The organism is Aeromonas sp. R2-4 (assembly GCF_040908365.1).
GTDB lineage: Bacteria > Pseudomonadota > Gammaproteobacteria > Enterobacterales > Aeromonadaceae > Aeromonas > Aeromonas veronii.
Window position 1 is genome coordinate 151,953 of the sequence record NZ_JBFODO010000012.1, and the last position, 26,561, is coordinate 178,513.

Annotated in this window: 33 protein-coding genes; 28 read left to right on the top strand and 5 right to left on the bottom strand. The window is 60.6% G+C overall.

Going from position 1 to position 26,561, the window contains the following annotated elements; translation table 11 throughout:
• Positions 1 to 170: 170 nt before the first annotated feature.
• A complete protein-coding gene (ascO, locus tag AB5Z05_RS05095; protein WP_058055778.1) occupies positions 171 to 632 on the bottom strand; it encodes a type III secretion system central stalk protein AscO in 462 nt (153 codons plus the stop codon).
• Complete coding sequence (gene ascN / locus AB5Z05_RS05100; RefSeq protein WP_043821343.1) at positions 629 to 1,951, bottom strand: SctN family type III secretion system ATPase AscN; 1,323 nt, start codon at positions 1,949 to 1,951, stop codon at positions 629 to 631. Before ascN ends, ascO begins: the two co-directional genes overlap by 4 nt.
• 189 nt (positions 1,952 to 2,140) lie before the next feature.
• Between ascN and aopN the strand changes: the two genes are divergently transcribed.
• The 28 genes from aopN to ascL all read left to right on the top strand — a co-directional run bounded on the left by aopN (position 2,141) and on the right by ascL (position 21,497).
• Positions 2,141 to 3,019 (top strand): SctW family type III secretion system gatekeeper subunit AopN, encoded by an 879-nt coding sequence (aopN, locus tag AB5Z05_RS05105; RefSeq protein WP_368150352.1) that lies wholly within the window; start codon positions 2,141 to 2,143, stop codon positions 3,017 to 3,019.
• Positions 3,000 to 3,281, top strand: coding sequence for a type III secretion system gatekeeper subunit Acr1 (gene acr1 / locus AB5Z05_RS05110; protein WP_005334576.1), 282 nt, complete (start codon positions 3,000 to 3,002; stop codon positions 3,279 to 3,281). Before aopN ends, acr1 begins: the two co-directional genes overlap by 20 nt.
• Positions 3,278 to 3,649, top strand: a complete 372-nt coding sequence (gene acr2 / locus AB5Z05_RS05115; RefSeq protein ID WP_368150354.1) for a SycN family type III secretion system chaperone Acr2 — start codon at positions 3,278 to 3,280, stop codon at positions 3,647 to 3,649. The genes acr1 and acr2 overlap by 4 nt, the downstream gene beginning before the upstream one ends.
• Positions 3,646 to 4,011 (top strand): type III secretion system protein AscX, encoded by a 366-nt coding sequence (ascX, locus tag AB5Z05_RS05120; protein ID WP_368150356.1) that lies wholly within the window; start codon positions 3,646 to 3,648, stop codon positions 4,009 to 4,011. Before acr2 ends, ascX begins: the two co-directional genes overlap by 4 nt.
• Entirely contained in the window at positions 4,008 to 4,358 is a 351-nt protein-coding gene (ascY, locus tag AB5Z05_RS05125) for a type III secretion system chaperone AscY (RefSeq protein ID WP_368150358.1), read from the top strand. Before ascX ends, ascY begins: the two co-directional genes overlap by 4 nt.
• Positions 4,291 to 6,456 carry a SctV family type III secretion system export apparatus subunit AscV gene (gene ascV / locus AB5Z05_RS05130; RefSeq protein WP_269719424.1) on the top strand — a complete coding sequence of 722 codons (2,166 nt, stop codon included), beginning with the start codon at positions 4,291 to 4,293 and terminating at the stop codon, positions 6,454 to 6,456. Before ascY ends, ascV begins: the two co-directional genes overlap by 68 nt.
• Entirely contained in the window at positions 6,453 to 6,908 is a 456-nt protein-coding gene (locus AB5Z05_RS05135; protein ID WP_368150360.1) for an LcrR family type III secretion system chaperone, read from the top strand. The genes ascV and AB5Z05_RS05135 overlap by 4 nt, the downstream gene beginning before the upstream one ends.
• Before the next feature lie 39 nt (positions 6,909 to 6,947).
• Positions 6,948 to 7,232, top strand: a complete 285-nt coding sequence (acrG, locus tag AB5Z05_RS05140; RefSeq protein ID WP_005334559.1) for an LcrG family type III secretion system chaperone AcrG — start codon at positions 6,948 to 6,950, stop codon at positions 7,230 to 7,232.
• 9 nt (positions 7,233 to 7,241) lie between these two features.
• Positions 7,242 to 8,366, top strand: coding sequence for a virulence-associated V antigen (locus AB5Z05_RS05145; protein WP_368150362.1), 1,125 nt, complete (start codon positions 7,242 to 7,244; stop codon positions 8,364 to 8,366).
• A gap of 9 nt (positions 8,367 to 8,375) precedes the next feature.
• Entirely contained in the window at positions 8,376 to 8,879 is a 504-nt protein-coding gene (acrH, locus tag AB5Z05_RS05150; RefSeq protein WP_127006678.1) for a SycD/LcrH family type III secretion system chaperone AcrH, read from the top strand.
• Positions 8,860 to 10,032 carry a type III secretion system translocon subunit AopB gene (aopB, locus tag AB5Z05_RS05155; RefSeq protein WP_368150364.1) on the top strand — a complete coding sequence of 391 codons (1,173 nt, stop codon included), beginning with the start codon at positions 8,860 to 8,862 and terminating at the stop codon, positions 10,030 to 10,032. Before acrH ends, aopB begins: the two co-directional genes overlap by 20 nt.
• 12 nt (positions 10,033 to 10,044) lie before the next feature.
• The gene (gene aopD / locus AB5Z05_RS05160) at positions 10,045 to 10,941 is read left to right on the top strand and encodes a type III secretion system translocon subunit AopD (RefSeq protein WP_106842693.1); all 897 of its coding nucleotides are present in this window, start codon (positions 10,045 to 10,047) and stop codon (positions 10,939 to 10,941) included.
• A gap of 134 nt (positions 10,942 to 11,075) precedes the next feature.
• A complete protein-coding gene (locus tag AB5Z05_RS05165; protein WP_323914856.1) occupies positions 11,076 to 11,519 on the top strand; it encodes a type III secretion system chaperone in 444 nt (147 codons plus the stop codon).
• Positions 11,520 to 11,521: 2 nt separating this feature from the next.
• Positions 11,522 to 11,755 (top strand): T3SS regulon translocated regulator ExsE family protein, encoded by a 234-nt coding sequence (locus tag AB5Z05_RS05170; RefSeq protein WP_005334547.1) that lies wholly within the window; start codon positions 11,522 to 11,524, stop codon positions 11,753 to 11,755.
• Entirely contained in the window at positions 11,752 to 12,153 is a 402-nt protein-coding gene (locus AB5Z05_RS05175) for a YscW family type III secretion system pilotin (RefSeq protein ID WP_323914855.1), read from the top strand. Before AB5Z05_RS05170 ends, AB5Z05_RS05175 begins: the two co-directional genes overlap by 4 nt.
• Positions 12,154 to 12,497: 344 nt before the next feature.
• Positions 12,498 to 13,313 carry an AraC family transcriptional regulator gene (locus tag AB5Z05_RS05180; RefSeq protein WP_019446814.1) on the top strand — a complete coding sequence of 272 codons (816 nt, stop codon included), beginning with the start codon at positions 12,498 to 12,500 and terminating at the stop codon, positions 13,311 to 13,313.
• Between the two features lie 119 nt (positions 13,314 to 13,432).
• The gene (gene exsD / locus AB5Z05_RS05185) at positions 13,433 to 14,248 is read left to right on the top strand and encodes a type III secretion system negative regulator ExsD (RefSeq protein ID WP_005334544.1); all 816 of its coding nucleotides are present in this window, start codon (positions 13,433 to 13,435) and stop codon (positions 14,246 to 14,248) included.
• A 15-nt stretch (positions 14,249 to 14,263) separates the two neighbouring features.
• Positions 14,264 to 14,689 (top strand): YscB family type III secretion system chaperone AscB, encoded by a 426-nt coding sequence (ascB, locus tag AB5Z05_RS05190; protein WP_017411838.1) that lies wholly within the window; start codon positions 14,264 to 14,266, stop codon positions 14,687 to 14,689.
• The gene (gene ascC, locus AB5Z05_RS05195; protein ID WP_368150367.1) at positions 14,662 to 16,515 is read left to right on the top strand and encodes a SctC family type III secretion system outer membrane ring subunit AscC; all 1,854 of its coding nucleotides are present in this window, start codon (positions 14,662 to 14,664) and stop codon (positions 16,513 to 16,515) included. Before ascB ends, ascC begins: the two co-directional genes overlap by 28 nt.
• Positions 16,512 to 17,816 (top strand): SctD family type III secretion system inner membrane ring subunit AscD, encoded by a 1,305-nt coding sequence (gene ascD / locus AB5Z05_RS05200; RefSeq protein ID WP_368150369.1) that lies wholly within the window; start codon positions 16,512 to 16,514, stop codon positions 17,814 to 17,816. Before ascC ends, ascD begins: the two co-directional genes overlap by 4 nt.
• Positions 17,779 to 17,991: an EscE/YscE/SsaE family type III secretion system needle protein co-chaperone gene (locus AB5Z05_RS05205; protein WP_005334536.1), complete on the top strand. Its 213-nt coding sequence runs from the start codon at positions 17,779 to 17,781 to the stop codon at positions 17,989 to 17,991. Before ascD ends, AB5Z05_RS05205 begins: the two co-directional genes overlap by 38 nt.
• Positions 17,984 to 18,241, top strand: coding sequence for a type III secretion system needle filament subunit SctF (sctF, locus tag AB5Z05_RS05210; protein ID WP_075114906.1), 258 nt, complete (start codon positions 17,984 to 17,986; stop codon positions 18,239 to 18,241). The genes AB5Z05_RS05205 and sctF overlap by 8 nt, the downstream gene beginning before the upstream one ends.
• Entirely contained in the window at positions 18,241 to 18,594 is a 354-nt protein-coding gene (locus tag AB5Z05_RS05215) for a YscG family type III secretion system chaperone (protein WP_368150370.1), read from the top strand. Before sctF ends, AB5Z05_RS05215 begins: the two co-directional genes overlap by 1 nt.
• Positions 18,591 to 19,145, top strand: coding sequence for a YopR family T3SS polymerization control protein (locus AB5Z05_RS05220; protein ID WP_368150372.1), 555 nt, complete (start codon positions 18,591 to 18,593; stop codon positions 19,143 to 19,145). Before AB5Z05_RS05215 ends, AB5Z05_RS05220 begins: the two co-directional genes overlap by 4 nt.
• Positions 19,145 to 19,483, top strand: coding sequence for a SctI family type III secretion system inner rod subunit AscI (gene ascI, locus AB5Z05_RS05225; protein ID WP_368150374.1), 339 nt, complete (start codon positions 19,145 to 19,147; stop codon positions 19,481 to 19,483). Before AB5Z05_RS05220 ends, ascI begins: the two co-directional genes overlap by 1 nt.
• Before the next feature lie 6 nt (positions 19,484 to 19,489).
• Positions 19,490 to 20,230: a SctJ family type III secretion inner membrane ring lipoprotein AscJ gene (gene ascJ / locus AB5Z05_RS05230; RefSeq protein ID WP_368150376.1), complete on the top strand. Its 741-nt coding sequence runs from the start codon at positions 19,490 to 19,492 to the stop codon at positions 20,228 to 20,230.
• Positions 20,227 to 20,853: a Yop proteins translocation protein K gene (locus AB5Z05_RS05235; protein ID WP_368150378.1), complete on the top strand. Its 627-nt coding sequence runs from the start codon at positions 20,227 to 20,229 to the stop codon at positions 20,851 to 20,853. Before ascJ ends, AB5Z05_RS05235 begins: the two co-directional genes overlap by 4 nt.
• Positions 20,832 to 21,497, top strand: coding sequence for a SctL family type III secretion system stator protein AscL (gene ascL / locus AB5Z05_RS05240; protein WP_005334514.1), 666 nt, complete (start codon positions 20,832 to 20,834; stop codon positions 21,495 to 21,497). The genes AB5Z05_RS05235 and ascL overlap by 22 nt, the downstream gene beginning before the upstream one ends.
• Before the next feature lie 149 nt (positions 21,498 to 21,646).
• On the opposite strand, the gene ruvC is transcribed toward ascL, so the two are convergent.
• The 3 genes from ruvC to AB5Z05_RS05255 all read right to left on the bottom strand — a co-directional run bounded on the left by ruvC (position 21,647) and on the right by AB5Z05_RS05255 (position 26,411).
• Complete coding sequence (gene ruvC / locus AB5Z05_RS05245) at positions 21,647 to 22,168, bottom strand: crossover junction endodeoxyribonuclease RuvC (RefSeq protein ID WP_005334512.1); 522 nt, start codon at positions 22,166 to 22,168, stop codon at positions 21,647 to 21,649.
• Positions 22,169 to 22,283: 115 nt separating this feature from the next.
• Positions 22,284 to 23,333 carry an efflux RND transporter periplasmic adaptor subunit gene (locus tag AB5Z05_RS05250; protein ID WP_368150380.1) on the bottom strand — a complete coding sequence of 350 codons (1,050 nt, stop codon included), beginning with the start codon at positions 23,331 to 23,333 and terminating at the stop codon, positions 22,284 to 22,286.
• Between the two features lie 15 nt (positions 23,334 to 23,348).
• A complete protein-coding gene (locus AB5Z05_RS05255) occupies positions 23,349 to 26,411 on the bottom strand; it encodes an efflux RND transporter permease subunit (RefSeq protein ID WP_338711321.1) in 3,063 nt (1,020 codons plus the stop codon).
• Positions 26,412 to 26,561: the final 150 nt, after the last annotated feature.

Sequence of the window (26,561 nt, forward strand, 5' to 3'; positions counted from 1 at the left end):
ATCTGCCCTTTACCATCAGGCTGCGGGTTGTGGCCGCGTTCTTTGAGGTTCTGATCCAGCCGCATCGCTTGCTCGAAACGCTGCTGTTGCGACCGATTGGCTTCCGCCATCTGGGTATCGCCCCGGGCTGTCACTGTGCCCTGTATCGGGAGGATTCGGTTCATGACTCGTTACATCCTGATCTGCTGGCGGAACTCTTCCTGTTCCTGCTCTTCGTTGTAGTCACGCAGGGCTTGCTGTGAGGCCTGCTCCTGACGGTGTAGTTCGGCAAATTTCTGTTGCTGCTGGCGGGCTCGGTGTACCGCCTGCTGGCGCTCCTGCAAGCGAATGCGCTCTTCGGCGACCCGCTCGGCCTGCTCGGCGGCAGTTTGTTCAAGCTGAGCCTCTTTCTCCCGCAGCAGCGCCACTTGCTGTTGCCACGCCTTGAGCCCCTTGCGATCGAGTTGCTCCGCCTGACAGATGGCAAATAGCCGCTCCTCTTCGGCAAGGCGCCACTGGCGATAGTCGAGACTCTCCTGCTCCGCTTCGCGTTGGCGAACGCGGGCGAGTTGCACCCGAGCCTGCTGGGCGGCGAGCTGCTGCTCGGCTCGATCCAGCCGCAGGTCTTTTATTCGTTGCAGGCGGCCAATCATCGGGTCAGCGTCTCCAGAGTCGAGAGGGCTTCCGGCAGTGAGCTGGGTTCATGAGTGCCTTGCCTGAGCCACTGGCGAATAGTCTCGATGCGGGCGATCGCCTCATCGGCTACCTTGTCCTGCCCTTTCTGGTATTCGCCGATCTGTAGCAACAGCTCCACCTCTTCATATTTCGCCAGCCAGCTGCGCAGTCGACCGGCCTGAGCCTGATGCTCGGGCTCGATGATCTGGTTCATCACCCGGCTGGCGGAGCGCAGCACGTCGATGGCCGGGTAGTGGTTGGCCGCCGCCAGTTTGCGCGACAGGATGATGTGGCCATCGAGGATGGAGCGGGTCTCGTCAGCGACCGGCTCTGTCATGTCATCCCCCTCTACCAGCACGGTATAGAGGGCAGTGATGGATCCCTTGTCTGACTGACCGGCCCGCTCCATCAGGCGGGGCAGGGCGGCAAACACCGACGGCGGATAGCCCCGTCGGGTTGGCGGCTCGCCAGCGGCCAGACCAATCTCCCGCTGGGCACGGGCAAAGCGGGTGACGGAGTCCATCAGCAGCAGTACCCGCTTGCCTTGATCTCGGAAATACTCGGCGATGGAGGTGGCGACAAAGCCCGCCTTGGCCCGCTCCATGGCGGGGCGATCCGAGGTGGCCACTACCAGCACGGCCTTTTTTAAACCCTCCTCTCCCAGATCCGCTTCGATAAATTCGCGCACCTCACGGCCCCGTTCACCGATCAGCGCCAGCACGGTGACATCTACCTCGGCGCTGCGAATAAGCGACGCCAGCAGGGTGCTCTTGCCGCCACCTGCGGCGGCGAAGATCCCCATCCGTTGCCCCTCACCGCAGGTGAGCAGGCCGTCGATGGCGCGAATACCGAGCGAAATGGGCTCGGCGATGCGCTTGCGGCTCATGGGAGCGGGCGCATCCCGATAGACCGGATACCAGGCCTCGGGCTCTGGCAGATGGCCACCGCCAAAGGGGTTGCCGAGGCCATCGAGCACCTGGCCGAGCAGATGCTCGCCGACCCCGACCTGATGCATGGCGCCGGTCGGGCTCACCTCGGTATTGGAGGAGATGCCAAACATTTCGCCAAGGGGGGTGAGCAGCGCCTGATGCTGGGCAAAGCCGATCACCTCTGCCTGCAGGGAGAGGGTGTTGTCCGGGTTGCGCAGATGGCAGAGCTCGCCGATCCGCACCCCGGGGACGACCGCCTTGAGCAGGGTGCCGGTCACCTGGGTGACCCGGCCACGGATCTGGATCAGGCGGCACTCGTCGATGGCGTGACGAAGCTGGTCGGGGATGTGGTCGAGGGAGAGGGTCATAGCAATCTGCGCCATTGAAACTGGTGGCCACTATAGGGGATGGGGGGCTACGGGGATTTCAGCGCGAGTCGGGACTTTTTAGAAAACCGTTGGGGGCGGGCTAAAAATTCACGGCCGATTTTGGCATAGGGAGGCTAGGGCGATTTTTATAATGCCATCCTCGTCAATCCATTCGTCACGGGAGTTTCCATGGCCATTATCCAGAGCAACCCCTATGTCCTTGCTGCCCAGCCCGAGCTGCGCGGAGCAGAGGTCGCATCCCGTCAGGCTCCCCTGCAGGGTGGGCAATTTCAGGGGGAGCGGGTCGTGCTGGCCAGTGCCGCCCAGTCGCTGGCAGATGCCGCCGAAGAGCTCACCTTTGTCTTTTCCGAGCGTGCTGAGCTTTCGCTCGCCAAGCGCAAGCTGAGTGACAGCCATGCCCGCATCAGCGAGATCGAGGCGCTGGTGGGGGATTACCTCGATAAAGTGCCGGAGCTCGAACGCCAGCAGAAGATCAAGGAGATGGTGAGCCACCTCGGCAGTGGTCGGCTGGCCAATCTCTCCCAGCTGCTGGCCTACCTCGAGAGCTATTCGGGGGAAGTGAGCGAGCAGTTCGAGGCGCTCTGTCAGGCGCGCAAGGCCCTCGCCGGACGACCGGAGATGCAGGGCACCCTGGCGCTGGTGGAGCAGGCGCTGGCCAAGCTGGCGGACGAGCAGGGCAGTGCCATCGTGCTGGGAGCCCGCATTACCGGCCCCGCGGCCGAAGCGGCCAAAGCGGGCGTGGGAGCCGAGCAGGATCTGCGGGATCTCTATCGCGATGCTGTGCAGGACTACCGTGCCCTTTCTGCCGCCTGGCGCGATATTCACAGCCGCTTTGGCAACGGTGCGCTGGAGAAGGTGACCGGCTTCATGATGAAGGCCCTGAGCGCCGATCTCGACAGCCAGCAGCGCTGGCTCGACCCGGTCAAGCTGGAGCGGGTGATGAGCGACATGCACAAGCTGCGGCTGCTCAACACTCTCTCGGCGCAAGTGGACGAGCTGTGGCAACGGGTGAAGGAGGGCTCGGCCCATGGCATACGGGCCTTCTGATCTGATGGGCGATCTGATCGCCCTGGTGGAGAAACGCTGGGCCAGCGTGCGGGATGTGGAGCAGGTCGGTGTGGCTCTTGAGCTGTCAGATTGTCGCCAGCAGGTGTTGCTTTATCAGGAGCTCAAGCGGCTGATCCGCCTGCTGCCGGTGGAGCTGTTCAGTGAGGAAGAGCAGCGCCAGAACCTGTTGCAGTGCTGTCAGGGTGCGCTCGATAACGCCATCGAGCGGGAAGAGGATGAGTTGTCTGGAGAGTCGTCATGAACTGGATTGAACCCCTGCTGGTGCAGTTTTGCCAGGATCTGGGCATCACCATAGGGGATAACCCCCATTCGCTGATCCAGCTTGAACTGGAGCAGAGCGGCACTCTGCAGCTGGAGCGCCATCAGGGGCAACTGACCCTCTGGTTGGCCCGCTCCGTGCCCTGGCATCAGAGTGGCGAGGCGATCCGCCGCGCCATGACCTTGACCGCCGCGGCGCAAGGCCCGGCACTGCCGGTGCGCAGCGGCTGGTTGGGGGAGGATCAGCTGATCCTCTTCGTCACCCTGGATGAGCGGGCCGTGACTTTGCCCCTGCTCCATCAGGCAGTGACCACCCTGACACGGTTGCTGCGAGAGGTGCTGGCGTCATGAGCCGGATCACTGTCGCGCATATCGGTATCGAGCAGCTCAGTGCCATCTCTCTTGACGATCAGGAGCGAAGCCTGCCGAGGCGTTATGCCCTGTTACCCGATGGCCAGTCCATCGAACCCCATATCAGCCGCCTCTACCCCGAGCGGCTGGCGGATCGGGCGCTGCTCGATTTCGCCACCCCGGATCGCGGCTTCCACGACTTGCTGCGGCCGGTTGATTTCAATCAGGCGATGCAGGGGCTGCGCAGTGTGCTGGCAGAAGGGCAGAGTCCCGAGTTGCGAGCGGCCGCTGCGCTGCTCGAACAGATGCACGCCGATGAACAACTGATGCAGATGACCCTTCATCTGCTGCACAAGGTATGACCATGGTGCTTACGTCACAGCAGCAGGATGCGCTGCTGCTCACCGGCTGGTTGCAACTGCAATATGGCCACCCTGACAAGGCGTGCGTCCTGCTGGCCGCCCTGTTGCTGATCCACCCCCACCATCAGGGAGGGCGACGGACCCTGCTGGTGGCCCTGATCAAACAGGGGGAGGGGGAGGCGGCGCTGGCCCATGTCGATCAGCTGATGCAGCAAGGGGAGGCCGACGGCCCGCTCTGGCTCTGCCGCAGCAGGGCCTGCCAGTTGGCAGGGCGGCTGGATGAAGCCCGTTTTGCCTATCAACAATACCTCGAACTGGAAGAGCAGAATGAATCAACGCTCCCTTGAGCTGCTGCGCCGGATAGGCGAGCGCAAGGACATCATGCTGGCGATCCTGCTGCTGGCCATCGTCTTTATGATGGTCTTGCCGCTGCCGCCTGTGGCCCTCGATATCCTGATTGCCATCAACATGACCATCTCGGTGGTACTGCTGATGATGGCGGTTTATATCAATTCGCCGCTGCAGTTCTCCGCCTTTCCGGCGGTGCTGCTGATCACCACCCTGTTCCGGCTTGCCTTGTCGGTGAGTACTACCCGGATGATCCTGCTACAGGCCGATGCGGGGCAGATCGTCTATACCTTCGGCAACTTCGTGGTGGGGGGCAATCTGGTTGTGGGGATCGTCATCTTCCTCATCATCACCATCGTCCAGTTTCTGGTGATCACCAAGGGCTCGGAACGGGTCGCCGAGGTGAGTGCCCGCTTCTCCCTCGATGCCATGCCGGGCAAGCAGATGAGTATCGACGGTGACATGCGCGCCGGGGTGATCGACGTGCACGAGGCGCGGGATCGCCGCGGGGTCATCGAGAAGGAGAGCCAGATGTTCGGCTCCATGGATGGCGCCATGAAGTTCGTGAAAGGGGACGCCATCGCGGGCCTCATCATTATCTTCGTCAACATCCTCGGCGGCGTCACCATCGGGGTGACCCAGAAGGGGTTATCCGCCGCCGATGCGCTGCAGCTCTACTCCATCCTGACGGTGGGTGATGGCATGGTCTCCCAGGTGCCGGCGCTGCTGATCGCCATCACCGCGGGGATCATCGTGACCCGGGTCTCCTCCGAAGAGTCTTCCGATCTGGGTACCGATATTGGCGCCCAGGTGGTGGCCCAGCCCAAGGCGCTGCTGATAGGTGGTCTGCTGCTGGTGCTGTTTGGATTGATCCCGGGCTTCCCGATGATCACCTTCTTTGCGCTGGCGGCCATCGTCACGGCGGGCGGTTACTTTATCGGCTTGCGTCAGCGCAAGGCGCAGAGCAGCAACAGTCAGGATCTTCCTGCCGTGCTGGCGCAGGGGGCGGGAGCCCCCGCCGCCCGCAGCAAGCCAAAACCGGGCAGCAAGCCTCGGGGCAAGCTGGGGGAGAAGGAGGAGTTCGCCATGACGGTGCCGCTCCTGATCGATGTGGATGCCGCTTTGCAGGCCGAGCTGGAGGCGATTGCCCTCAACGACGAACTGGTGCGGGTGCGCCGCGCCCTCTATCTCGATCTCGGGGTGCCCTTCCCGGGTATTCACCTGCGTTTCAACGAGGGGATGGGGCCTGGTGAATACCTGATCCAGCTGCAGGAGGTGCCGGTCGCCCGCGGTCTGCTGCGCCCGGGCCATCAGCTGGTGCAGGAGAGCGCCTCCCAGCTCGATCTGCTGGGGATCCCCTACGAAGAGGGGGCGCCGTTGCTGCCCGGACAACCGACCTTGTGGGTCGCTAATGAACATCAGGAGCGGCTGGAGAAGTCACGGCTGGCCAGCCTCACCACCGATCAGGTGGTGACCTGGCATCTATCCCATGTGCTGCGGGAATATGCCGAGGACTTTATCGGCATTCAGGAGACCCGCTACCTGCTGGAGCAGATGGAGGGGAGCTATGGCGAGCTGGTCAAGGAGGCGCAACGCATCATCCCGCTACAGCGAATGACCGAAATTTTGCAGCGGCTGGTGGGGGAGGATATCTCGATCCGCAACATGCGCGCCATCCTCGAGGCCATGGTGGAGTGGGGCCAGAAAGAGAAGGATGTGGTGCAGCTCACCGAGTACATCCGCAGCAGCCTCAAGCGCTACATCTGCTACAAGTACGCCAACGGCAACAACATCTTGCCTGCCTATCTGCTCGATCAGCAGGTGGAGGAGCAGATCCGTGGCGGCATTCGCCAGACCAGCGCGGGCAGTTATCTGGCGCTCGATCCCACCATTACCCAGAGCTTCCTCGATCAGGTGCGCCATACCGTCGGTGATCTGGCCCAGATGCAGAACAAACCGGTGCTCATCGTCTCCATGGATATCCGCCGCTATGTGCGCAAGCTCATCGAGGGGGATTACCACGCCCTGCCGGTGCTCTCCTATCAGGAGCTGACCCAGCAGATCAATATCCAGCCCCTCGGGAGGGTCTGCCTGTGAGGGGGGAGCCGTTAACCTCTGACCCCCTGATCCCCTGGCTGCAGGCCAGGGGAGTGGCGGTGGCCCCTCACCATCTGGGGGCAACCCCCATCCAGCTCGGCCACGCTTTCTGCTATCGCCAAATTTATCTCGCCTGGCGCCTTGAACCAGCGACCCGACGGGTCTGGATCCTGCTGGTGCGCCGTGAGGGGGGGCGGGCCGGACTGGCCAATCCCTTTGCCGCTCTCTATCTGCTGGCCGAAGCCACTCTGGCTGTACTCGGGCCGGGCTATTACCTCTACGGCAACGTCGATGTCTTTCGCGGCAGTAGCCTGAGCTGTGAGCGGCTCGGGCGCTTCTACCTGCGCTGGACGGGAGCCAGTGAACCCGAGCCCGGCTGGTTCATGCTGGCCGCCGAGCAAGTCTGTTCCCTACGAGATATGCGAAAACGACAAAAGCACGGCCTTGCGTGACAGGCATGTCCAAAAGGGCCTCATAGAATAGGAGCCAAGATGAAACAACCGCGTTTTGCCGACCATAGCGAGACCATTTCGCAGGCAGAGCAGGCCATTGCCGACAGCGATCACCGCAACGCTCTGTTGCAAGAGATGCTGGCTGGCCTCGCTCTCTCGGATCAGACCTGTCAGCTGCTATTCGATGCGCCGACCGAGCAAGTGGCCGTGGCCGAGCAGGAGTTGCTGGCTGAGATCCAGCGCAGACAGGCGTTACTGCCGGCACAGCCGGGAGAGGGCCGCAAGAGTCGCCGTCCCACCATGATGCGCGGACTGATGATTTAAGGAGTCGTGATGAGCACTATCCCTGACTACAACACCAACCCTGGTGCGTTCGTCGGCTGGCTTGATGGGCAAGCGCTGGACGCATTGCCGGGCCATAAAAACCCCAAGTTGACCGAACTGGTCGAGCTGCTCAAGGGCAAGATCACTATCAGTGCTGACTCATCGACTGCGCTGAGCAAGGAGCAGCTGGAGAAGTTGCTGGCTGCCTATCTGACGGATCCCGCCTCGATCAACGGGGGTTGGGCGATGGGCCAGTTCCAGGGGGGGCAAGATGCGGCCATTGCCGCCATCAAGGGAATGATCGAGCGGGGAGCAAAACAAACCCCGCCAGTCACCCACTGGACCGTCCCTGAATTTATGTTGCTCTCCCTCAGTGCGCTGACCATGGATCGCATCGATGACGATCTCATCACGACCTTTACCGGGGTGATGGCGTTTCAGGACAACCAGCGTAAAGGGCTGCGGGACGAGCTGGCAGAGATGACCGGTGAGCTGAAGATCTACGGGGTGATCCAGTCCGAGATCAACAAGGTGCTCTCTGCGGCATCCAGCCAGACCTTCAACACTAATTTCAATTTGATGGATTACAAGCTCTATGGCTATGAGTCGCAGGCCAAATTTATGGATGGGGCCGAGTACAAACTGTTGTCAAAAATGTTTACTGATGAGCAAGTGAAAAAAGCACAACAAGATGTCAGCGAGGCTGAAAGTAATCTGAACGAGCTAATCAAGAATCAGCAACGCCATAATGCGGGTTTATCGACAGGTATCGCCATAAATTTCGAGTCACAACGTTCTGAACTGCAGGCTGCGTACGACAGTAAAAAAGCCATTTTGGAGCGGATCGTAGCGAAGCAGCACATCACAGTTAAAGATTTCCTGGAAAGTGATCAGAAGAAGAGCGGCGCGATGAAAAATATCGAAGCCAGCTACAGCTATGACAAGGACAACAACAAGCTTGGCAACTTCTCCACCAGTGTGAGCGACCGTTCTCGCCCGCTCAACGATCAGGTCAGTGAAAAGACCACCCGCCTCAACGACGTCAGCTCGCGCTACAACGCTGCCATCGAGGCACTCAACCGCTTTATCCAGAAATACGACAGCATTATGCGCGACATTCTTGGCGCAATTTGAGGAGAGATCATGCAGACCGATACCACCCTGACCCCGGAATATGAAGCAGAGCTGGAAGCCTTTATGGCTGACGGTGGCACCCTGGCCATGCTGCAGGATATCTCGGGCGACACCCTGGAGCAGCTCTATGCCCTGGCCTTTGGCCAGTATCAGGCCGGCAAGTGGGAGGATGCTCACAAGATCTTCCAGGCCCTCTGCATGCTGGATCACTACGAGCCGCGCTATTTCCTCGGGCTGGGTGCCTGCCGTCAGGCGATGGGGGAGTTTGAAACGGCGGTTCAAAGTTATAGCTTTGGCGCCATGCTCGACCTGAACGATCCCCGTTTCCCGTTTCATGCTGCCGAGTGCCTGCTGCAACAAGGTGATTTGAACGGGGCCGAGAGTGGCTTCCACTCGGCCCGACTGCTGGCGGACACAGATCCCCGGCAGGCAGACCTGGCGGCAAGCGCCAAGGTCATGTTGGAAGCCATCGCAATCAGAAGGGATCTGCAAGATGAACCCGATCAGCAATGAAAGACAGGTTTCCCCGCTGGGAAACACAGGTGATGTTGCGGGCCTGGCGCCCGTAACCCAACCTCGCAGTGAAACACGGCTCGATGCCGCCACGGTGCAAGCCACCGGTCAGGCCCGCAAGTCAGGGGTCTCGCTAAACGCACCACTGGCGGTAAGCAATAGCCAGGTCAGTGCGCAGCAACTTGGTGAAATCGGCAAGTTGGTGGCTTCGGTGAAAGAGAACACCCGCTTGATTCTGCCGCATACCACCGGGTTGGTGACCGCAGCCTTTACCTCGCCCGAAGCGTTCGAGATTGAGCTGGGCAAGCTCACCAGCGATCTGGAGAAGACCCAGACCAAGTTGAAGCTTGATGATATCCGGCAAGCTCGCACGCTGAACGAGAAGAAGATCGGCGAGAACCAGGCGAAGATCAAAGAGGCAGAAGATAGTGCCCAGGAGGCCAAGAAGGCCGGTATCTTTGGCAAGATTTTTGGCTGGATCAGTGCCATCGCCTCGCTGGTGATCGGTGCCATCATGGTGGCAACCGGGATTGGTGCTGCCGCCGGTGCCCTGATGATCGCAGCTGGCGTCGTTGGCGTGGTCAACATGGCTGTGCAGCAGGCTGCCGCTGATGGCCTTATCTCCAAGGAGGTGATGGAGAAGCTGGGGCCAGCCCTGATGGGGATAGAGATTGCGTTGGCAGTGATTTCAGCCGCAGTCAGTTTCGGCGCGACCATTGGTGGTGCGATTGCCAAACTGGGCGCCAAGATTGGTGGCAAGGTCGCGGATGTTACCGCCAAAATCGCTGCCAAGGCGGGTGAAGTGGCCGCCAAATTTGGTGCCAAAGCAACCGTTGAGGCGGTGAAGGTGAGTGACAAGGTGGCGAAAGTGGCCAAACTGGCCACCCAGGGTGCCGATATCCTCATTGATGTGAGCAGTGGCGTGGCCAAAACGGTCCAGTCAGCGAAAGAGTCCGAGTCGCTCGATGCCCAGGCTGATCTTGCCTTGAGCAAGAGCGAGATGACCGAACTGCAAGGGGTCATCGACAAGCTCAAGGAGGCGATAGCCCAGATGATCGAGGCGTTCCAGCAGACCATGGAGATGATCTTCCAGATGATCAATGCCAAGGGCGACATGATGAACAACCTGGCCCGCAGACCTGCCGCTATCTAAGGAGTACCGACCATGATTAACAGTGATTATGCAAATGGCGTGACCCGTACCGCCCCGCTGACTGAGGTGCAGGCCGGTGAGCCGCAGCAGGTTCGCAGTGCGACCACTGCCCATGAGGCCGCCGCTTCGACCCGTTCGCAAGGGGCAGAGAACAAGAGCGTTCCTACTCTGCCACGTCCCTCCATTCCCTTCGATACCAAAGGGGTGACCCAGATGGTTGCGCAGCTGGACAGTGCGATGGATATGATGTCCTTGCTGTTCAAACTGGCCCGTCAGGCCCGTGAGGAGGGGTTACAGGTTCGGGATATCGAGAACAAGCTGGTCATCAGCAACCAGCAGGCACAGGTTGACGAGATGCGCCACGGCGCCAAGCTGATGATCGCTATGGCGGTGGTCTCCGGCGTGATGGCGGGGTTCTCTGCCATTATGGGCGGGATCAGCCTGGGCAAGGGCGCCAAGGCTATCAAGCAGCAACAATCCCTTGATGGCAAGATTGCCGGTCGCGAGGCCTTGATTGACGCCAAGGTTGATAGCTTGAGCAAGCAGGGCCAACAGGTTGACCGTGCTGATGTGGGCAAAGTCTGGAAACAGGATCAAGTTGCAGACAGTAACGCGAAGCAGTTGTTGGACAAGAAATTTGACCGCAATACCCAGCGTGGTCAGGTGTTCAACAGCGTAACCCAGTCTGTGGGGCAAATGAGCAACTCTGCGGTGCAGGTGGCGCAGGGTGACAGCCAGGCCAATGCGAAAGAAGACGAGGTCGAGGCGACCATCAGTCAGACCGAGAAGCAGAAGGCCGAGGACAATATGTCCTTCAATGCCAACTTTATGAAAGATCTGCTGCAACTGATGCAGCAGTATTCCCAGAGCCAGAATCAGGCCTGGAAAGCGGCATTCGGCGTTGCATAAACGTCATGGCAATCAAGGCGCCCACTGGGGCGCCTTTTTGTTTTCCGGCCATTTTTCTTAAAAGTGCCGCCCTTGAGTGACAGCCTGCATGGCGGTGGCAGGCTAACATGCCTTCCTCTCTGCTGGAGGAAATCATGGATGTAACTGTCATCATCAATCGACTGCTCGCTGAATTTGCCACCAAATATGGTTTGCCATCACTGGCTCTGAATCAGGAGGGGGTTGCGGCGCTCTGCTTTGACGAGCAGTTCCAACTCAGCCTGATCCTGGTGCCGGAGCGTGATCAGCTGGTGTTGCAGGCCGACGTGGCCGAGCTGCATCAGGTGGGCGAGGGGATTTTTCGTCAGTTGGCCAGCTTCAATCGTCACTGGTATCAGTTCAATCTTCACTTCGGTTTCGATGAAGAGAGTCTGACGGTGCAACTCTATCGCCAGATGGCGGCAAGCCGGTTGACCCTGGCGTACCTTGAAGAGAGTCTCGCCAGCATGCTGGAGCATACCGAGTTCTGGCAGGAGTTGCTGCAACCCGGTACTCGGGAGGCAGGCAGCAGTGATCAGGTGATGGGAGTGCGGGTATAACCATGAAGATTCAAGAATCACAAGGCGCGCTGGCCCTGCATGGGGCAGAGGCGGGCAAGGTGGGGGCATTTGCAGGCAGAACCGTGAGTGCCCGGTCAGCCAGTGCGAGCCAGGTTCCCCTGTCGGCACTGCTGCGACGCTCCATCACCCTCAATCAGGTCCAGGAGCTGGCGCTGCAGCGACTGCAACAGGGTGAGCACACACCGCTGAGTGAACGGCGGATCCGGGTGTTATGAGAGGTCTGCTGGCACTGATGTTGTCGGCCATGCTGGCCGGTTGTGTCACCACCCCGGAGCTGAAGCCATCGCAACAGCAACTCAAGGGCGAGGTGCATTTCCCGCAAGCCTTGCCACGTCCGGCGACAGTGGAGGTGGCTGTGCTCAGCGTGATCGGGGGGCGTCCGTTGCAAGTGGCAGCCACCCGTTATGAGGTGACCATGCTGCCATTGCTGTTTGATCTGCGTTTGACCCCTCTGCAACTGGCGGAAGGGGAGATCTATCTGCGTGCCCGCTTGCGATTTATGGATGGCACCGCGGTACAGGCTATGAGTCAGCAGAAAGTTTTTAAGATTTTTAATGACAAAAAAATGATTATTCAATTGCAGCCAAAAGCTTGCTATCCACAATGTCAGTAATGATTGCGTTTAAATAAAAAGCCTCAAATCAATCATTTATTAATTTGTCAGTTAAGATTGAAGGTTTCTTTTTGTAACGAAGTATCTTTTGCTGTAAGCACACCATTAAGTATGAGTCGTTGCACTGGATAAATAGTGTGTTAGCTCTAATTTTAGGCTGGTTTTTCTGCTTGTGACTGTTGTAGGATCCCCCCTCATTTCAATGGTGATTAATTTTTGAATTCACCAGCGAATGACTTGATTACAAAATAATAAATAAAAATAACAGCAATAATAAAGCACCCGAGAGCGACCCGCTTCCGGAGGTGTTACTGGTACTACACGCAGATTCAGGAAAATAAAACATGAAGGGCATTACTACCACAGAGAAGGGCGATATGGCCCTGCTCCAGTGGTGCATGTCTGCTTTTAACGTTATCGAACATCCGCAAGAGGGAATTTATATTCTCCTGGAAGGATCGATGAAGTGGCAGGACTGTACCGATACCTATGAATTATCCCCCAACGAACTTCTGTTCGTACGCCGTGGCAACTACGCGGTCTGTACCGGTGACGGCCCCTGCCGCCTGCTTTGGCTACCTCTGTCAAACTCCTTTTTGCAAGGCTTCTTGCAACGTTTCGGTTCACTGTTGAGTGAAGTCCCCCGGCTGGAGGGGATGGCCCCCACGCTGTTGCCGTTTCACTCATCCCCCTTGCTGACCCAATGTATTCAGGGACTGCGCGGGTTGACCGAACATGAACATCCCCCCGCACTGGCCCAATTACGCACCGAAGAGTTGCTGTTTCTGCTCGCTTTTGGCGAACAGGGGCCTCAACTAATGTCTATTTTGCGCCAGCTGAGCAATCGCCAGGTCGAGCGGTTGCAACAGTTTATGGAAAAGCACTATCTGATGGAGTGGAAGCTCAGCGAATTCGCCAAAGAGTTCGGTATGGGATTGACCACTTTCAAGGAGCTGTTTGGCTCGATATATGGTGTTTCTCCACGCGCCTGGATCAGTGAAAGGCGGATCCTTTTCGCTCATCAGTTATTACTCAATAGTGAAATGAGCATTGTCGATATTGCGATGGAGGCCGGTTTCTCCAGCCAATCCTATTTTACCCAGAGTTATCGTCGTCGTTTTGGCTGTACGCCAAGCCGTGCCCGACACGGCACAGATTAACGCCGGACTAAAATAATCTGACGTTTTTTATAAGCCGCGGAGCGAGGCAATGGATAGAATAGCCAGCATATCGAAACATCATTCCATTATTGCCCGCAGCAAGATGAGCAAGGCATAGCATGAGTCAGCAAGATCACCATTCACCTAACCAGGGCCTGTTTGCAGGTCGTCGGGTTACCGTTGTCCAGCCAGATACCCTGAGTCGGGATCGTCTGGTCGGCCAGCTGTCCGTGCTCCGTTATCAGGATGCCGGCGTGATCACCTCGCAGCAGATGGCCCTGTTGCAACGACTGTTGCCCAGAACCCGACTGGAGAGCCTGTTGGGCTCCATCTGGTTTCAGCGCCGTCTCGATGCCGCGCTGGCCGTCTCGCGTGAGGAGCTGCAACAGATCTTGCGTCTGGCAGGCAGCGAGCGTTGTGACTGGATGCAGCAGCTGGGGGATCGCATCAATCTGGCGGATCGTCCCTTGCTGTGGCACTGGGTGCTCTATCCCTTGCACCGCTGGTGGGTTCAGCGTCTTGAACCACTTTACGGCGCCTGGCTTAACGAACTGGAGCAGTTGCAGGTGATGCGCCGCCAGCTCAATGCCCAGGCTGTGTTCTGGCAGACCGTGGTCGATGTACCGGCGGATCTGGAGAGCCGGATCGCCGATCAGCTTGAGCAGTTGAACCAGCGCGAGCAGGAGCTAACCCGGCTGCAGACTGATTGTGAGACACGTCTCCAGCTGGCCTGGCCTGCCTGGTATGCGCAAACGAGCAAGGAGGGGGACCCGGTTCACCTGATGCCGGTACCGCTCGAGCTCGGCACATTCTGGCATGCCCTGCAGGCTCTGCCCCATCAGGATGAGGCTGCCCTAACCCTGCATGAGTGGCTGGCCGGCCGGGGCATTGCCCTGGGTCAGGATCACTTCTACTGGCAGCCTCCTGCGCCCTAGATAGCCCGAGGAACTATGCAAACGCTACTGAATCGATTGGCCGCAAACCTTGGCCAAGGGCCTTTTATTGCCGACGCACAGGGAAAGTACCATCTGCGGATCGATGGTTATCCCCTCTTTCTGACCCCCAGAAACGGTGAATTGCTGCTGAGTACCCCGCTTGCAAGCAGCCAGAGGAATGACGCTGAGGCCCATGATCCGGCGCTGCTAAAGCGTCTGTTGCAACAGGTGGTGGCCTGGGGCCGTCATGCCCCCCATGCCCTGGTGCTGGACGATCTTGGCAATTTGCAGCTGGAGGCGCGGCTCGCGCTGGAGTGGCTCGACGAGGCGCTGCTGGCGGAGCGCCTGAGCCAGCACATCGCCCTGCTGGAGCGGTTGGAACCCCAATTGACCGAGGCCGCTTTGGCCCCCCAATGGAGACAGATGATATGGCACCCTTGAGCGTGCAACCCCTGCTGCGTCCCCTGTTGTGGATCTGCCTCGCCGTGATGGCGTGGCAGCGTCCCGCCATGGCACAGGAGCTGGACTGGGTGCCCATGCCTTACAGCTATGTGGCAGAAGGGGAGAGTCTGCGCGACGTGCTGGTGAACTTCGGTGCTAACTACGAGGTCTCGGTGGTAGTCAGCGACAAGGTCAACGATCAGGTCAACGGTCAGTTTGAGCATGACGAGCCGCTCGCCTTTTTGCAGCAGCTCTCCTCCCTCTACAACCTGGTCTGGTACTACGACGGCAATGTGCTCTACGTCTTCAAGAACAGCGAAGTGCAGTCCCGTCTCATCAATCTGGAGCAGACTGGCGCAGCAGAACTCAAGCAGGCACTGCAACGAGCCGGGATCTGGGAGCCCCGTTTTGGCTGGCGCCCCGATGCGGATAACCGGCTGGTCTATGTCTCCGGCCCGCCCCGTTACCTTGAGCTGATTGAGCAGACCGCGCTGGCACTGGAGCAACAATCCCAGCTGCGCAGCGAGAAGACCGGGCCGCTGGCCATCGAGATCTTCCCCCTCAAGTACGCCTCGGCGACTGACCGATCCATCCAGTACCGCGATACCGATGTGGCGGCGCCCGGTGTGGCGACCATTCTGGCCAAGCTGCTGAGCGATGCTGGCGTGCAGATGGTCAACGGCGAGGGTAGCACGGCAGCGACGGCCACCTCCGGTCAGGCCATCGTGCAAGCCGATCCTTCCCTCAATGCGGTGATCGTGCGCGATGCTCCGGAGCGGATGGCGATGTACGGCAAGTTGATCGCCGCGCTCGACAAACCGGCGGCCCGCATTGAGGTGGCGCTATCCATCATCGACATCAATGCCGAGGATCTCTCCCAGTTGGGGGTGGATTGGCGAGTGGGGATCCGCACCGGTTCCAACCAGCAGGTGATTATCAAGACCACCGGCGATCGCAAAGGAATTGAAGGGGGCGCTGCGCTCGGAAGTCTAGTGGACTCCAAGGGACTCGACTATCTGCTGGCCCGGGTCAACTTGCTGGAAAACGAAGGCAATGCCCAGGTGGTCTCCCGCCCGACCTTGCTGACCCAGGAAAACACCCAGGCGGTGATCGACCACAGCGAAACCTATTACGTGAAGATCAGCGGCGAGCGGGTGGCCGAGCTGCAGGGGATCACTTACGGCACCATGTTGCGGATGACGCCCCGGGTGATCCAGATGGGTGACAGACCCGAGATCAGCCTGAGCCTCCACATCGAGGATGGCAACCAGAAACCCAACAGTGCGGGGGCTGATGGCATTCCCACCATCAGTCGCACCGTGGTCGATACCATCGCTCGGGTCGGCCATGGCCAGAGTCTGCTGATAGGCGGTATCTACCGCGACGAGATGAGCGAGAACCTGAGCAAGGTGCCCTTCCTTGGTGACATCCCTTATCTGGGGGCGCTGTTCCGTAGCAAGGATACCCAGACTCGTCGTTCGGTGCGGCTCTTTATCATCGAGCCTCGTCTGATTGATGACGGTATTGCCCACTATCTGGCGCTGGGCAATGGTCAGGATCTGCGAGCCGGGGTGCTCGGGGCTGATGAGATCTCCAATCAGAGTCTCTCCCTTGGCAAGGTGCTGGGGGGCGCGCAATGCCAGCCGCTGGCTGCAGCCCGTGATGTGCAGCAACTGCTGCGTCAGGGGGGCAAGAGCTCGTCCCTCACTCAGTGCCGGATGGGCAATGAGCTGGGTTGGCGTCTGGTCGAAATGAACAAGGATCAAAAATGTACACCGGCCGCCAGCTGGTGCGTGCAGGCGGGTAATGAGGGCGCTACCCGATGAGCTGGAAGTGCCGCGTATATCGCGGGCTCAACCGCGGGGTAGAAGTTCCTCTGCCGGAGGGGCGTCTGGTCATCGGTTCCGATCCCCTCAAGGCTGATCTGGTGCTGGTGGATGAGGGGATGGCCCCCGAGCATCTGGTACTGCTGGTGAATGGGGAAGGGATCACTCTGCAAGCCTGGGCGGACGGTATTACCCCGACTCAGGACGGTGTCGCCCTGACCGTGGGAGAGGCGCTCAGGGCAGGGACGCGACTGGAGGCCGGTCCGCTGCTCTGGAGCTTCTGTGACAACAGTCGTTCGCTACCCGAACAGCTGGAGGCACTGGCGGCGGTGGTTGCTCCTTCTCGTGCGCCGCGGCGGCGGGCAGCGGGCGCCGATGTCTGGATGGGGGTCCTCTGCCTGAGTCTGGTGGTCGCGGTGGTCTTGCTGCTCGGCACGGGTTGGTGGCATGGCGCCGACGAGAACGAATCCGCCCGCAGTGAGCAGGCATTGAAGCGCTTTCTGGCCGCACCAAACTACCGTCAGGTGGTGCTGAACAGCAGTGACCCCGAGCTGTGGCAACTCTCGGGTTACGTCGATGAGAACAGCGCGCGTCTTGCCTTGCAGCAGTATCTCGATAGCAGGGGTTTCAACTACCGGCTGGAGCTGCGCACCATGGAAGATCTGCGGCAGGGGGCCGGCTTTATCTTGCAGAAGCTGGGTTATGAACAGCTGCAGATCCGCAATGGCAAGGAGCCCGGCTGGCTCAAGCTCAGCGGTGAAATTCAGGGGCAGGATGGCAAGTGGAGCACTATTGAGTCTCTGCTCAAGCAGGAGGTGCCCGGCCTGCTGGGGGTTGAAAATCAGGTACAGATTGCCGGGGCTTATCGCAAGCGCCTCGATGCCTTGCTGCAGGAGCAGGGGCTGGATGGTGCATTGCGGGTGCGTGAGGCGGGTGGGCGACTCGAACTCTCCGGCCAGCTGGATGAGCGCCAACTTGGCCAGTTTCAGCAGGTCAACCAGCAGTTTCGCCGGGAGTTCGGTACACACCCGACGCTGGAGCTGATCAATCAGACCAGAACGCCGCGTCAGGATGAGCTGGAGTTCGACGTGCGCAGCGTCTCGTTTGGCCGGGTGCCTTATGTGGTACTGGCAGACAACCAGCGCTATCCGGTTGGGGGCGCAACCTCCAGCGGGGTGCGGGTGCTGGCCATTCGCCCCGATGCGGTGGTGGTGAGCAAGGGCAAGCAGCAATACATCGTCAAATTAAAAGGAGCCGAGCGGCATGATGACCAGTTTGGAAGCGCGACTGTCCGGCGCTGATCCCGCCTTTGCTCGTGAGCTGCATGAGCAGCTTGTTCAGGCGCAGGGAGAAGTGAAACGGCAACTGCTGCGCGGGGGAACCCCGCAACAGTATCGGGAGTGGCAACAACAGGCCGACGCCATCGAGGCGGGGCTCACGATCATTGGCAAGATAAAGGAGCACAACCATGGCTGATTACTTTAAGTATGCGGACGGTACTACTAACACCCTCGATCAGGTGGCATCGAACCTCTCCGGGCAGGCCAATGATGCCAATACCGAGGTCAACAAGGCCATTGCGGCGATGGAAAAAAACCCTGACAACCCGGCGCTGTTGGCCGAGCTGCAGCACAAGATCAACAAATGGTCGGTGATCTACAACATCAACTCCACCGTGACTCGGGCCATGAAAGACCTGATGCAGGGTATTTTGCAGAAGATTTGATGATGAACCTTGAACTCAAGCGACAACTGGCCGAACTTGCGCTGGCTGGTACCGGCCACCATTGTCACCAGGAGGCGGCCACCATCGCCGACTGGCTGGATGGTGCGCCGGAGATGACCGAGTGTGTAACGCTCATTCGCCTCTCCTCCCTGATGAACCGGGGGGATTACCAGGCCGCTTTGCAGCTTGGTGGCGAGCACTGCACTCCGGATATCGAGCCCTGGCTGGCCCTGTGCGAGTGGCGGCTTGGCCAGCAGGAGGCGCTGGCTGCACGGTTGCTCCGACTGGAGCAGAGTGGCCAACCAACCTTGCAACAGTTTGCCGCCGGCCTGCGCGAGCAGATGACCTCATGAAAATTGAAGGCAGCGATCAGCCGGGGGGAGAGCAGCCGCTGCGTCAGCCCCCCCCGCCCGAATCCATGGCCCAACGCCAGTTCGAGCGACTGCTGGCCAAGACTCCCGAGCCGGATCTGTTCGAACGCTGGCAACAGGGGGCTCCCCTTGAGGGGTTGCTGGCCGGTGTAACACCAGCCGCCAAACGTGAACTGCTCTGGCAGATCTACCAACAGGGCGACAAACCGGCGCCGGAGATTGGCAAGCAGCTGTTTGGCCCTGTTACCGACAAGCTGATCGCGCGTTTTGGCGAGCGCCAGTCGCCGGTGGTGGATGCCATCGATCTGCCGGAGTTGCGAGCAACCATGCGGGAGTTTGATCCTCTGGCGTCGCGGCGGGAGAAGGTGTTGCTGAACTTGTTGAGCGAGCTCAGGGACGGGCAGGGCGCAGTGCCCGCGGAACATGTGTTTCTCGATGCACTGGCCCGGCGCGAGCTGATGACCCTGATCCCGCTCAACGGCATGGTCGACAATCTGATGCGCAATTCGCACAAACTTGATCTGGAGGCGTGATGGAAATTGCACAGTCTGCCCAGGCGGTGGTCACCAGCCTGGATGAGTTGAAAGCGGTGGATCTCTCCTCGCCCCATGTCGCCAGTTTTGAACAGGCGATGGGGAGCACATCCCAGGGGATGGGGAGCTCTCTTCTGGGGGAGCTGGGGGAGTTGAAACAGCAGTTTGTCGATGCCAAACAGAGCCTGCAAGCCGAGCTGGCGACCCCGGGGGATGATCCTAACAGCCTGATGCAGATGCAGTGGTCGCTGATGCGGATCACCATGCAGGAGGAGCTGATTGCCAAGACAGTGGGCAAGATGAGCCAGAACGTAGAAACCCTGTTGAAGACCCAGTGAGGTAGTGTGAAGAGATCGATGCTGATGGGGGTGCTTGGCGCCTCGCTGCTGCTCAGCGGCTGCAAAGTGGAGCTCTATACCGGGGTCACTCAGAAAGAGGGCAACGAAATGCTGGCGTTGCTGCAAACCGAGGGGATCGCCTCGGACAAGCAGCCGGACAAGGATGGCCGCATCAAGCTGCTGGTGGAGGAGTCTGACGTGGCGCAGGCCATCGAGACCCTCAAACGCAAGGGCTATCCAAAAGAGAGCTTCTCCACTCTGCAGGATGTGTTTCCCAAGGATGGCCTCATCTCCTCGCCCACCGAGGAGCGGGCTCGCCTCACCTATGCCAAGGCGCAGGAGATCTCCAATACCCTGTCGGAAATAGACGGCGTGCTGGTGGCTCGCGTCCATGTTGTGCTGCCGGAAGGCAATGAGGGGATCAGCAAGAAACCCTCTCCCGCCTCGGCCTCGGTCTTTATCAAGCATGCGGCGGATATCCAGCTCGATACTTACATCCCGCAGATCAAGCAGTTGGTCAACAACAGTATCGAGGGGCTCGCCTACGACCGGATCAGCGTGGTGCTGGTACCCTCGGCGGATGTGCGCCAGAGCCCGCTGATGCCGCGTAATGCCTCGCTCTTCTCCATTGAAGTGAGCGAAGGTTCAAAGTGGCGGCTGGGCGGCTTGATTGCCCTGTTGCTGGCGCTGGTGGTGACCAGCAACCTGGCGCAATACATGTGGCACCGGAGCCGGAGTCGCGGATGACGGTCGGTTTGACCCCCTATCAGCTGCGCTTTTGCCCGGCCAGTTACCTCCATGAGGCGCACCTGCCCTCATCCTGGGCGCAGGTGCCGGAACTCTTGCCAGAGTGGCGGACGCTGCCAGCCAGTAACGGCGCTCTGCTCGAAGCGCTGACGCTGGGGATTGGCTACGAGATGCCCGCGCCTCTGGGGGGATTGGCACTCTTTCCCCAAAGCGAGCTGGTGTTGTTGTTGCGCCGTCTGGGGGCCGTGCTGCACGGTGAGGCGATCCGCCACTGCTTGCTGGCACCAACGCTGCGCCAGATCATCGCCCTGCTGGGGGAGGAGGGGCACAGAGCCGTACTCTCCCAGCTCGACTTGTTGATCGGCCCCTGGCCCGCTGGCTGGCAGCAGCCTCTGCCCGCTAAGCTCGATGAGGGGTTGCTGGAAGAGGCTGGTTTGCAGTTCTGGTTGGCGGCAGCTGGGGAAGGCTACCCCGACTGGGCTCGCCGTCTCACCCTGCGACTTCCCTCTACGCCACCCGGGCCATCATGGCCTTTGGCGGCTGACCAGCTGCCACTGGCTCGGGCGCTTTGTCTCAAGATTGCCAAACAGGTAACCCCCCAATGCTGCCATTTGTTGAAATAAAGAGTAACCATCTGCAACTGGCGCCAAGCCAACGCATCCTGCGTAGCCAGGATTACCTCTCCTACCTGAGCGCGCAGGAGCTGGTAGAGGCCGCCCGCGCCCAGGCAGCCGATATTGTGGCCGAGGCCCGCGCCGTCTATGAAGAGCAGAAAAGCCTTGGCTGGCAAGCCGGGATTGACGAGGCCCGGCGCGAACAGGCGGTGCTGATCCACCAGACCCAGTTGCAGTGTCAGGGGTACTATCGCACCGTGGAGCAGCAGATGAGCGAGGTGGTGCTGCAGGCGGTGCGCAAGATCCTGCACGATTACGATCAGGTGGCGCTCACCCTCAAGGTGGTGCGGGAGGCGCTCTCGCTGGTGAGCAACCAGAAGCAGGTGACGATACGGGTTCACCCCGAGCAGGTGCAGGCGGTGCGCGACCAGATCGCCCGGGTACACAAGGATTTCCCCGAAATCGGCTATCTCGAGATCTCCGCCGATGCCCGCCTCGATCAGGGGGGCTGCATCCTCGAGACCGAGGTGGGGATCATCGATGCCAGCCTCGATGGCCAGCTGGAGGCGCTCTCCTTCGCCATGAGCTCGGAGTTGGAAAAGCGTGGTGAACAGCAGGCCCGACTCGCCGGGGCGAATACCGCGGTTGAATAAGGTGGCTGAATATATAGCCGGCTACGTGAGAGAACATTCATCTGACAAGTCCCGCCGGTTGTTACCTGCCCAAAACAAAACCGCCCCGGAGATTCGGGGCGGTTTTTTTATTTAGCGATACTGAGATGAGTCGTGGACGACACAAGGGCTCAGCGATAGCGGCCACGTACCGAGCTGCTGGCACGGCCGGCCATCTTGATCAGGCTCTGGCGGGTGTGCAGGTGGCAGAGCGCGACGCCAAGGGCATCTGCTGCATCCGCCTGCGGGGTGGCAGAGAGTTTCAGCAGATGGGTCACCATATGCTGCACCTGTTCCTTGGCGGCGCCGCCGGTGCCCACCACTGCCTGCTTGATCTGGGTGGCAGAGTATTCGCTCACCGGCAGATAGGCGTTGACCGCGGCGACGATGGCGCTGCCCCGGGCCTGCCCCAGTTTCAGGGCCGAGTCGGCGTTGCGGGCCATAAAGACCCGCTCGATGGCAAACTCGGTGGGTTTGAACTGGGTGATGATCTCGCATACCCCGTCATAAACCTGCTTGAGGCGCTCCGGCAGCTCGCCGCAATCGGTGCGGATGCAGCCAGAGCCCAAGTATTCGGCCTTGCCGCCCACGACCCGGATAACCCCGTATCCGGTGATCCGCGAACCCGGATCGATGCCCAAAATAATGCTCATGGGTGTTGATTGCTCTAAACGCGAGTGATGGCCGCCAAGATAGCAAACTGTGGCACGTTTGGCTGTATGTCCCGGGTTAAGCGGGCAAAGATTGGACAGCCTGCGTCGGGCGTGGCTACCCCTTGAACAATTCTATGGTGTCGCCATCCTGCAGGCTGCCTGCGCCACGCACCACCACCCGATCCCCCTGCTTGAGGGCGCCGGTCACCGCAACTTGCTGGCTGTCGCCAAACAGCACGGTGACCGGCACCCGATTCACCTTGAGCGCCTTGCCGCTTCGCGCCACCTGATAGACCACACTGCCATCGGTGCCGAGCACCAGGGCGTCCCGGGGCAGCAGCATGCTCTGTTGATCCCCCAGTGGCAGGGCAACCCGCACCGGCGAGCCGATGATGAAGGTGCCCGCTTCCGGTTTGAGGCGCAGCTCGATGAGGCGCGACTTGGGATCGGCGCTGGCGGCTCGCTGGTAATAGACGCCGTGACCGCTCAGCTGCTCCCCCTCCACCCGCAGCCGGGTTTGCGGCGCCAGCTGTTGGGCCCAGAGGATGGGGGCCTGCAGGCGGATATCCGGCTGATCCGGGTTGACCAGCTCCAGCGCCTGCTCGCCCGCGTCCACATGCTCGCCGGGCTGGATGAAGTGGTTGTTCACCACCCCGTCGAACGGGGCATAGATGTGGCTGCGGCGCAGCTGCTCTTCAATCTGGTTTACCTGTATGGCGGCCAGTCGCTCGGCCAGCGCGGCCTGCTCCACATCGTAGCTGGCCTTGTCGTACTGGCTCTGGGAGGCGCTCTTTTGCTGGTGCAGTCGGGTGATCCGTTGGGATTCGGCGCGGGCGAAGCGCAAGTTGCTCTGCCATTTCGCCTGCTCGGCGCGAGCTTGCTCCAGCGAGAGGCGCAGTGCCGCGCTGTCGAGGCGCAGTAGCTCATCCCCTTTTTTGACCCGGCTGCCAAATTCGGCGATCCACTCCACTCGGCCGCTCACTTCGGCGCTGAGTGCCGCCTGCTGGCGACTCGCCACCGTGCCGCTGACCCAGATATTGGCGGCCGCATCCCCTTGGGTCACATCCGCCAGGGTCACCATCTTGCCCTGATCGGCCAATACCGGTAGCGCACTGCCTGCAATCAGCACCGCGCCAGCCAACATTCGGGTAATCATATGTGTCATCGATGAGCTCCTTGCTCAGGCCCGCTGGCGCAGGGGTTGTGGGATCGCCACCTGCTCCCCGAGACGCAGGAAGGCAGGCAACAGGATCAGGGTAAACAGGGTGCTGCAGCTCATGCCGCCGACAATGACGGTGGCGAGCCCGCGGTAAATTTCGCTCCCTTCGCTCGGGCTCAGCATCAGCGGCAGCATGCCGAAGATGCTGGTGAGACTGGTCATGGCGATGGGACGCATCCGGCTTTGCAGGGCATCGGCCACCGCCAGCTGGCGGCTCATGCCGTCCCGCTCGGCGGTGCGGGTCTGATGCACCAACAGGATGGCGTTGTTGACCACCAGTCCCAGCAGGATGACAAAGCCGATGATGGTGAGCAGGTCCATCGGCAGCGGCACCAGCAGCCCGCTCAGTTGCAGCGCCAGCACGCCGCCAACCGAGGCAAGGGGCAGGGTGAGCAGCACCAGCAGGGCATCCTTGATGGAGGCAAACACCCCCCACAGCAGCACCAGCAGGATCACCACGGCGAACAGGAAGATGGTCCCCAGATTGTCGAGCGCCTGTTGCAGGCTGTCGGCATTGCCGGCAATGCGCAGCTCGCCACCAGCGGGCAGCAGGGGGCGGATGGCGGCAAAACTGCGGTTTTTCAGGGTGTCGAGCACCTGCTCCATGGTCATGCCCGCCGGGGGCGCTATCTGCAGGCTGATGCTGCGCCGCCCATCGGCCCGGAAGATACTGGCCGGGCCCATGTCGTGCTCTACCCGCAACAGCTCGCCAAGGGGAACGATGCGCCCGGAGGGGGTGGCCAGCGGCACTGCCTTCAGTTCGTCCGGATTGGCGGAGCTCTGCCCCATCAGCATGATGTCGAGCCGATCTTCGCCGTCGAAATACTCGCCAACCCGCAAGCCGTCGCCAAAGGTCTGGATGATGGCGGGCAGGGGCGTGCGATCCCAGCCCACTTCGGCGAGACGCCGATCTTGCGGCACCAGTTTGAGCTCGGGGGCGGTGAAGTCGAGACTCGGCTCGGGCCGGATCTGTGCTCCCGGCAGGTCCTTGCTGAGGATCCCCATGCTGGCACGGGCCGCCTGATAGAGCTCGGGCAGGTTGCCCCCCTGCAGCAGCAGGGAGACGCCGTTCTCGCTGTCAAAGCCGCCAAACAGCGACCCCTGACCGCCGAACACCCGGGTGTCGGGAATACCCACCAGCAGCTGCTTCATCAACAGGCTCTCCAGCTCCTTGATGCGGGTCTCGTCTTTGGGGCGCACGCCAATCTGGGCGCCCCCCGGGTAGCGCAAGATGTAGTAGTTCTTGAGGGCTGGCTCTTTCTCCCCCTTCATGTAGGGGTCGAGGCGGGCGATCAGGGTATCGATCACCTCTTCGCGCTGGGCCTTGAGGTTGACCCCGGGGGTGAAGTTCATCCAGACATCCACCGCGTCCCGTTTCACGTCCGGCAGATAGTCCATCTTGGGCAGCAGCGCCCAGGTGGCTAGGGCCGGCAGGCTCATCATCAGGGTGATGACCGTCCAGCGCTGGCGTGAGGTCGAGGTCCAGCGGATCACGTGACGGGTAGTGCGCTGCCACAGCGACTCATAGGGGTCGGTCAGCGTTTCATGTCCCATCCAGCGCGCCGCCACCGCAGGCAGCACGATGACGGCGACCAGCATGGAGACCGTCACGGCGCAGGCGATGGTGAGCGCCAGATCGGCAAACAGCTGACCCTCCACATCGTTGAGCAGCAGCACCGGCAGGAAGATGGCGACCGTGGTGAGGGTGGAGGCGACCAGCGCCGTCCACACCTGACGGGTACCTTCGAGCGCTGCCTCCGCCTTGCTCAAATCCCCCCGCTCGTGGCGCCGGTAGATGCTCTCCAGCACCACGATGGCGGCGTCGAGCACCATGCCGACGGCAAAGGCGATGCCCGCCAGCGAGATGATGTTGAGGGTGCGATCCATCACCTTGAGCAGGCAGAAGGTGAGCATGATGCTGATGGGGATGGCGAGGGCAATCATCAGGGTCGCCTTGAGCTGGCGCAGGAAGAGCCAGAGGATGGCACAGGAGAGCAGCACCCCGAGCCCCAGGTTGGCAGTGACCATGCTGACGGCGCGATTGATGTAGAGGGAGGCATCGAACGACTGCTCCATGTGCAGCCCGACCGGCTCCAGCACCTCGCGGTTGAGCTCGTTCACCCGGGCCTTGATCGCCTCAAGGGAGGCCAGGGCATTGGCACCGCTCTCCTTGAAGATCTGGGCGGCGATGGCGGTATTGCCGTTCTGGATCCGCAGCACCGGGTTCTCTTCCCTGGCCACCCTTACTTCTGCTACATCCCGCAGATAGATGGGCAGGCCATCGCGCCAGTCCACCACCTTGTCCCCCAGCGTCTCGACATCATAGCGACCGGCGAAGCGCAGCTTGTACTCCCAGCGGCCGATGTCGAGGGTACCGGCCGACACGTCCCAGCCGGTGGTGGCGCGGCTGGCCAGCACCGGGATCTCAACTCCCAGCTCGGCGGCTCGGTAGGGGTCGAAGCGGATCTGGATCTGGCGCTCGTTGATCCCCTCGACTGCGACCGTCGAGACCCCTTCAATGCGCTCCAGCTCGGGTTTGACCCGCGCCTCGATCAGCGCCTGATGATCATCGATCACCCCTTTGGCGCCGGGCAGCTGCTGGATGAAGAAGAAGGTGAGGGTATCGTTGCTGCTGTAGTTGTTGACGTAGGGGCCGCCGATCTTGTCCGGCAATCCCGAGACCCGGTTCAGTCGCGAAATCACGTCGAGTTGGGCCCGCTGCATGTCGGTGCCGAGGGCAAACTCCATGTCGATTTCGGTAAAGCCGGGATAGCTGTTGCTGACAAGGCTCTTGAGCCCCTGAACCCCCTGCATTTCCTGCTCGATGGGGTCGGTGATCTCCGACTCCATCTCTTGGGGCGAGGCTGAACGCCAGCTCACCGAGATGTTGAGGTGTGGACGGTCGATGTCGGGGAACAGCTGGATCGGCAGTCCCCGGATGCTGAGCAGGCCCAGCAGGAAAATCAGCACGATCGAGACCGCCACCCAGATGGGGCGCTCGATCGCCGTTTTGGCGAGGTTCATTCACTCTTCCTGAGTTGTTGTTATCGGCCATTCCGCTGGCCTTGCTTCCAAAGCCCCTGCAACAGGGACTCAAGCATTTAACTGGAATTCTCCCGGCTTGTAAATGCATGGTTAACAAACAAAAAAACCGGCCACGAGGGCCGGTTTGGT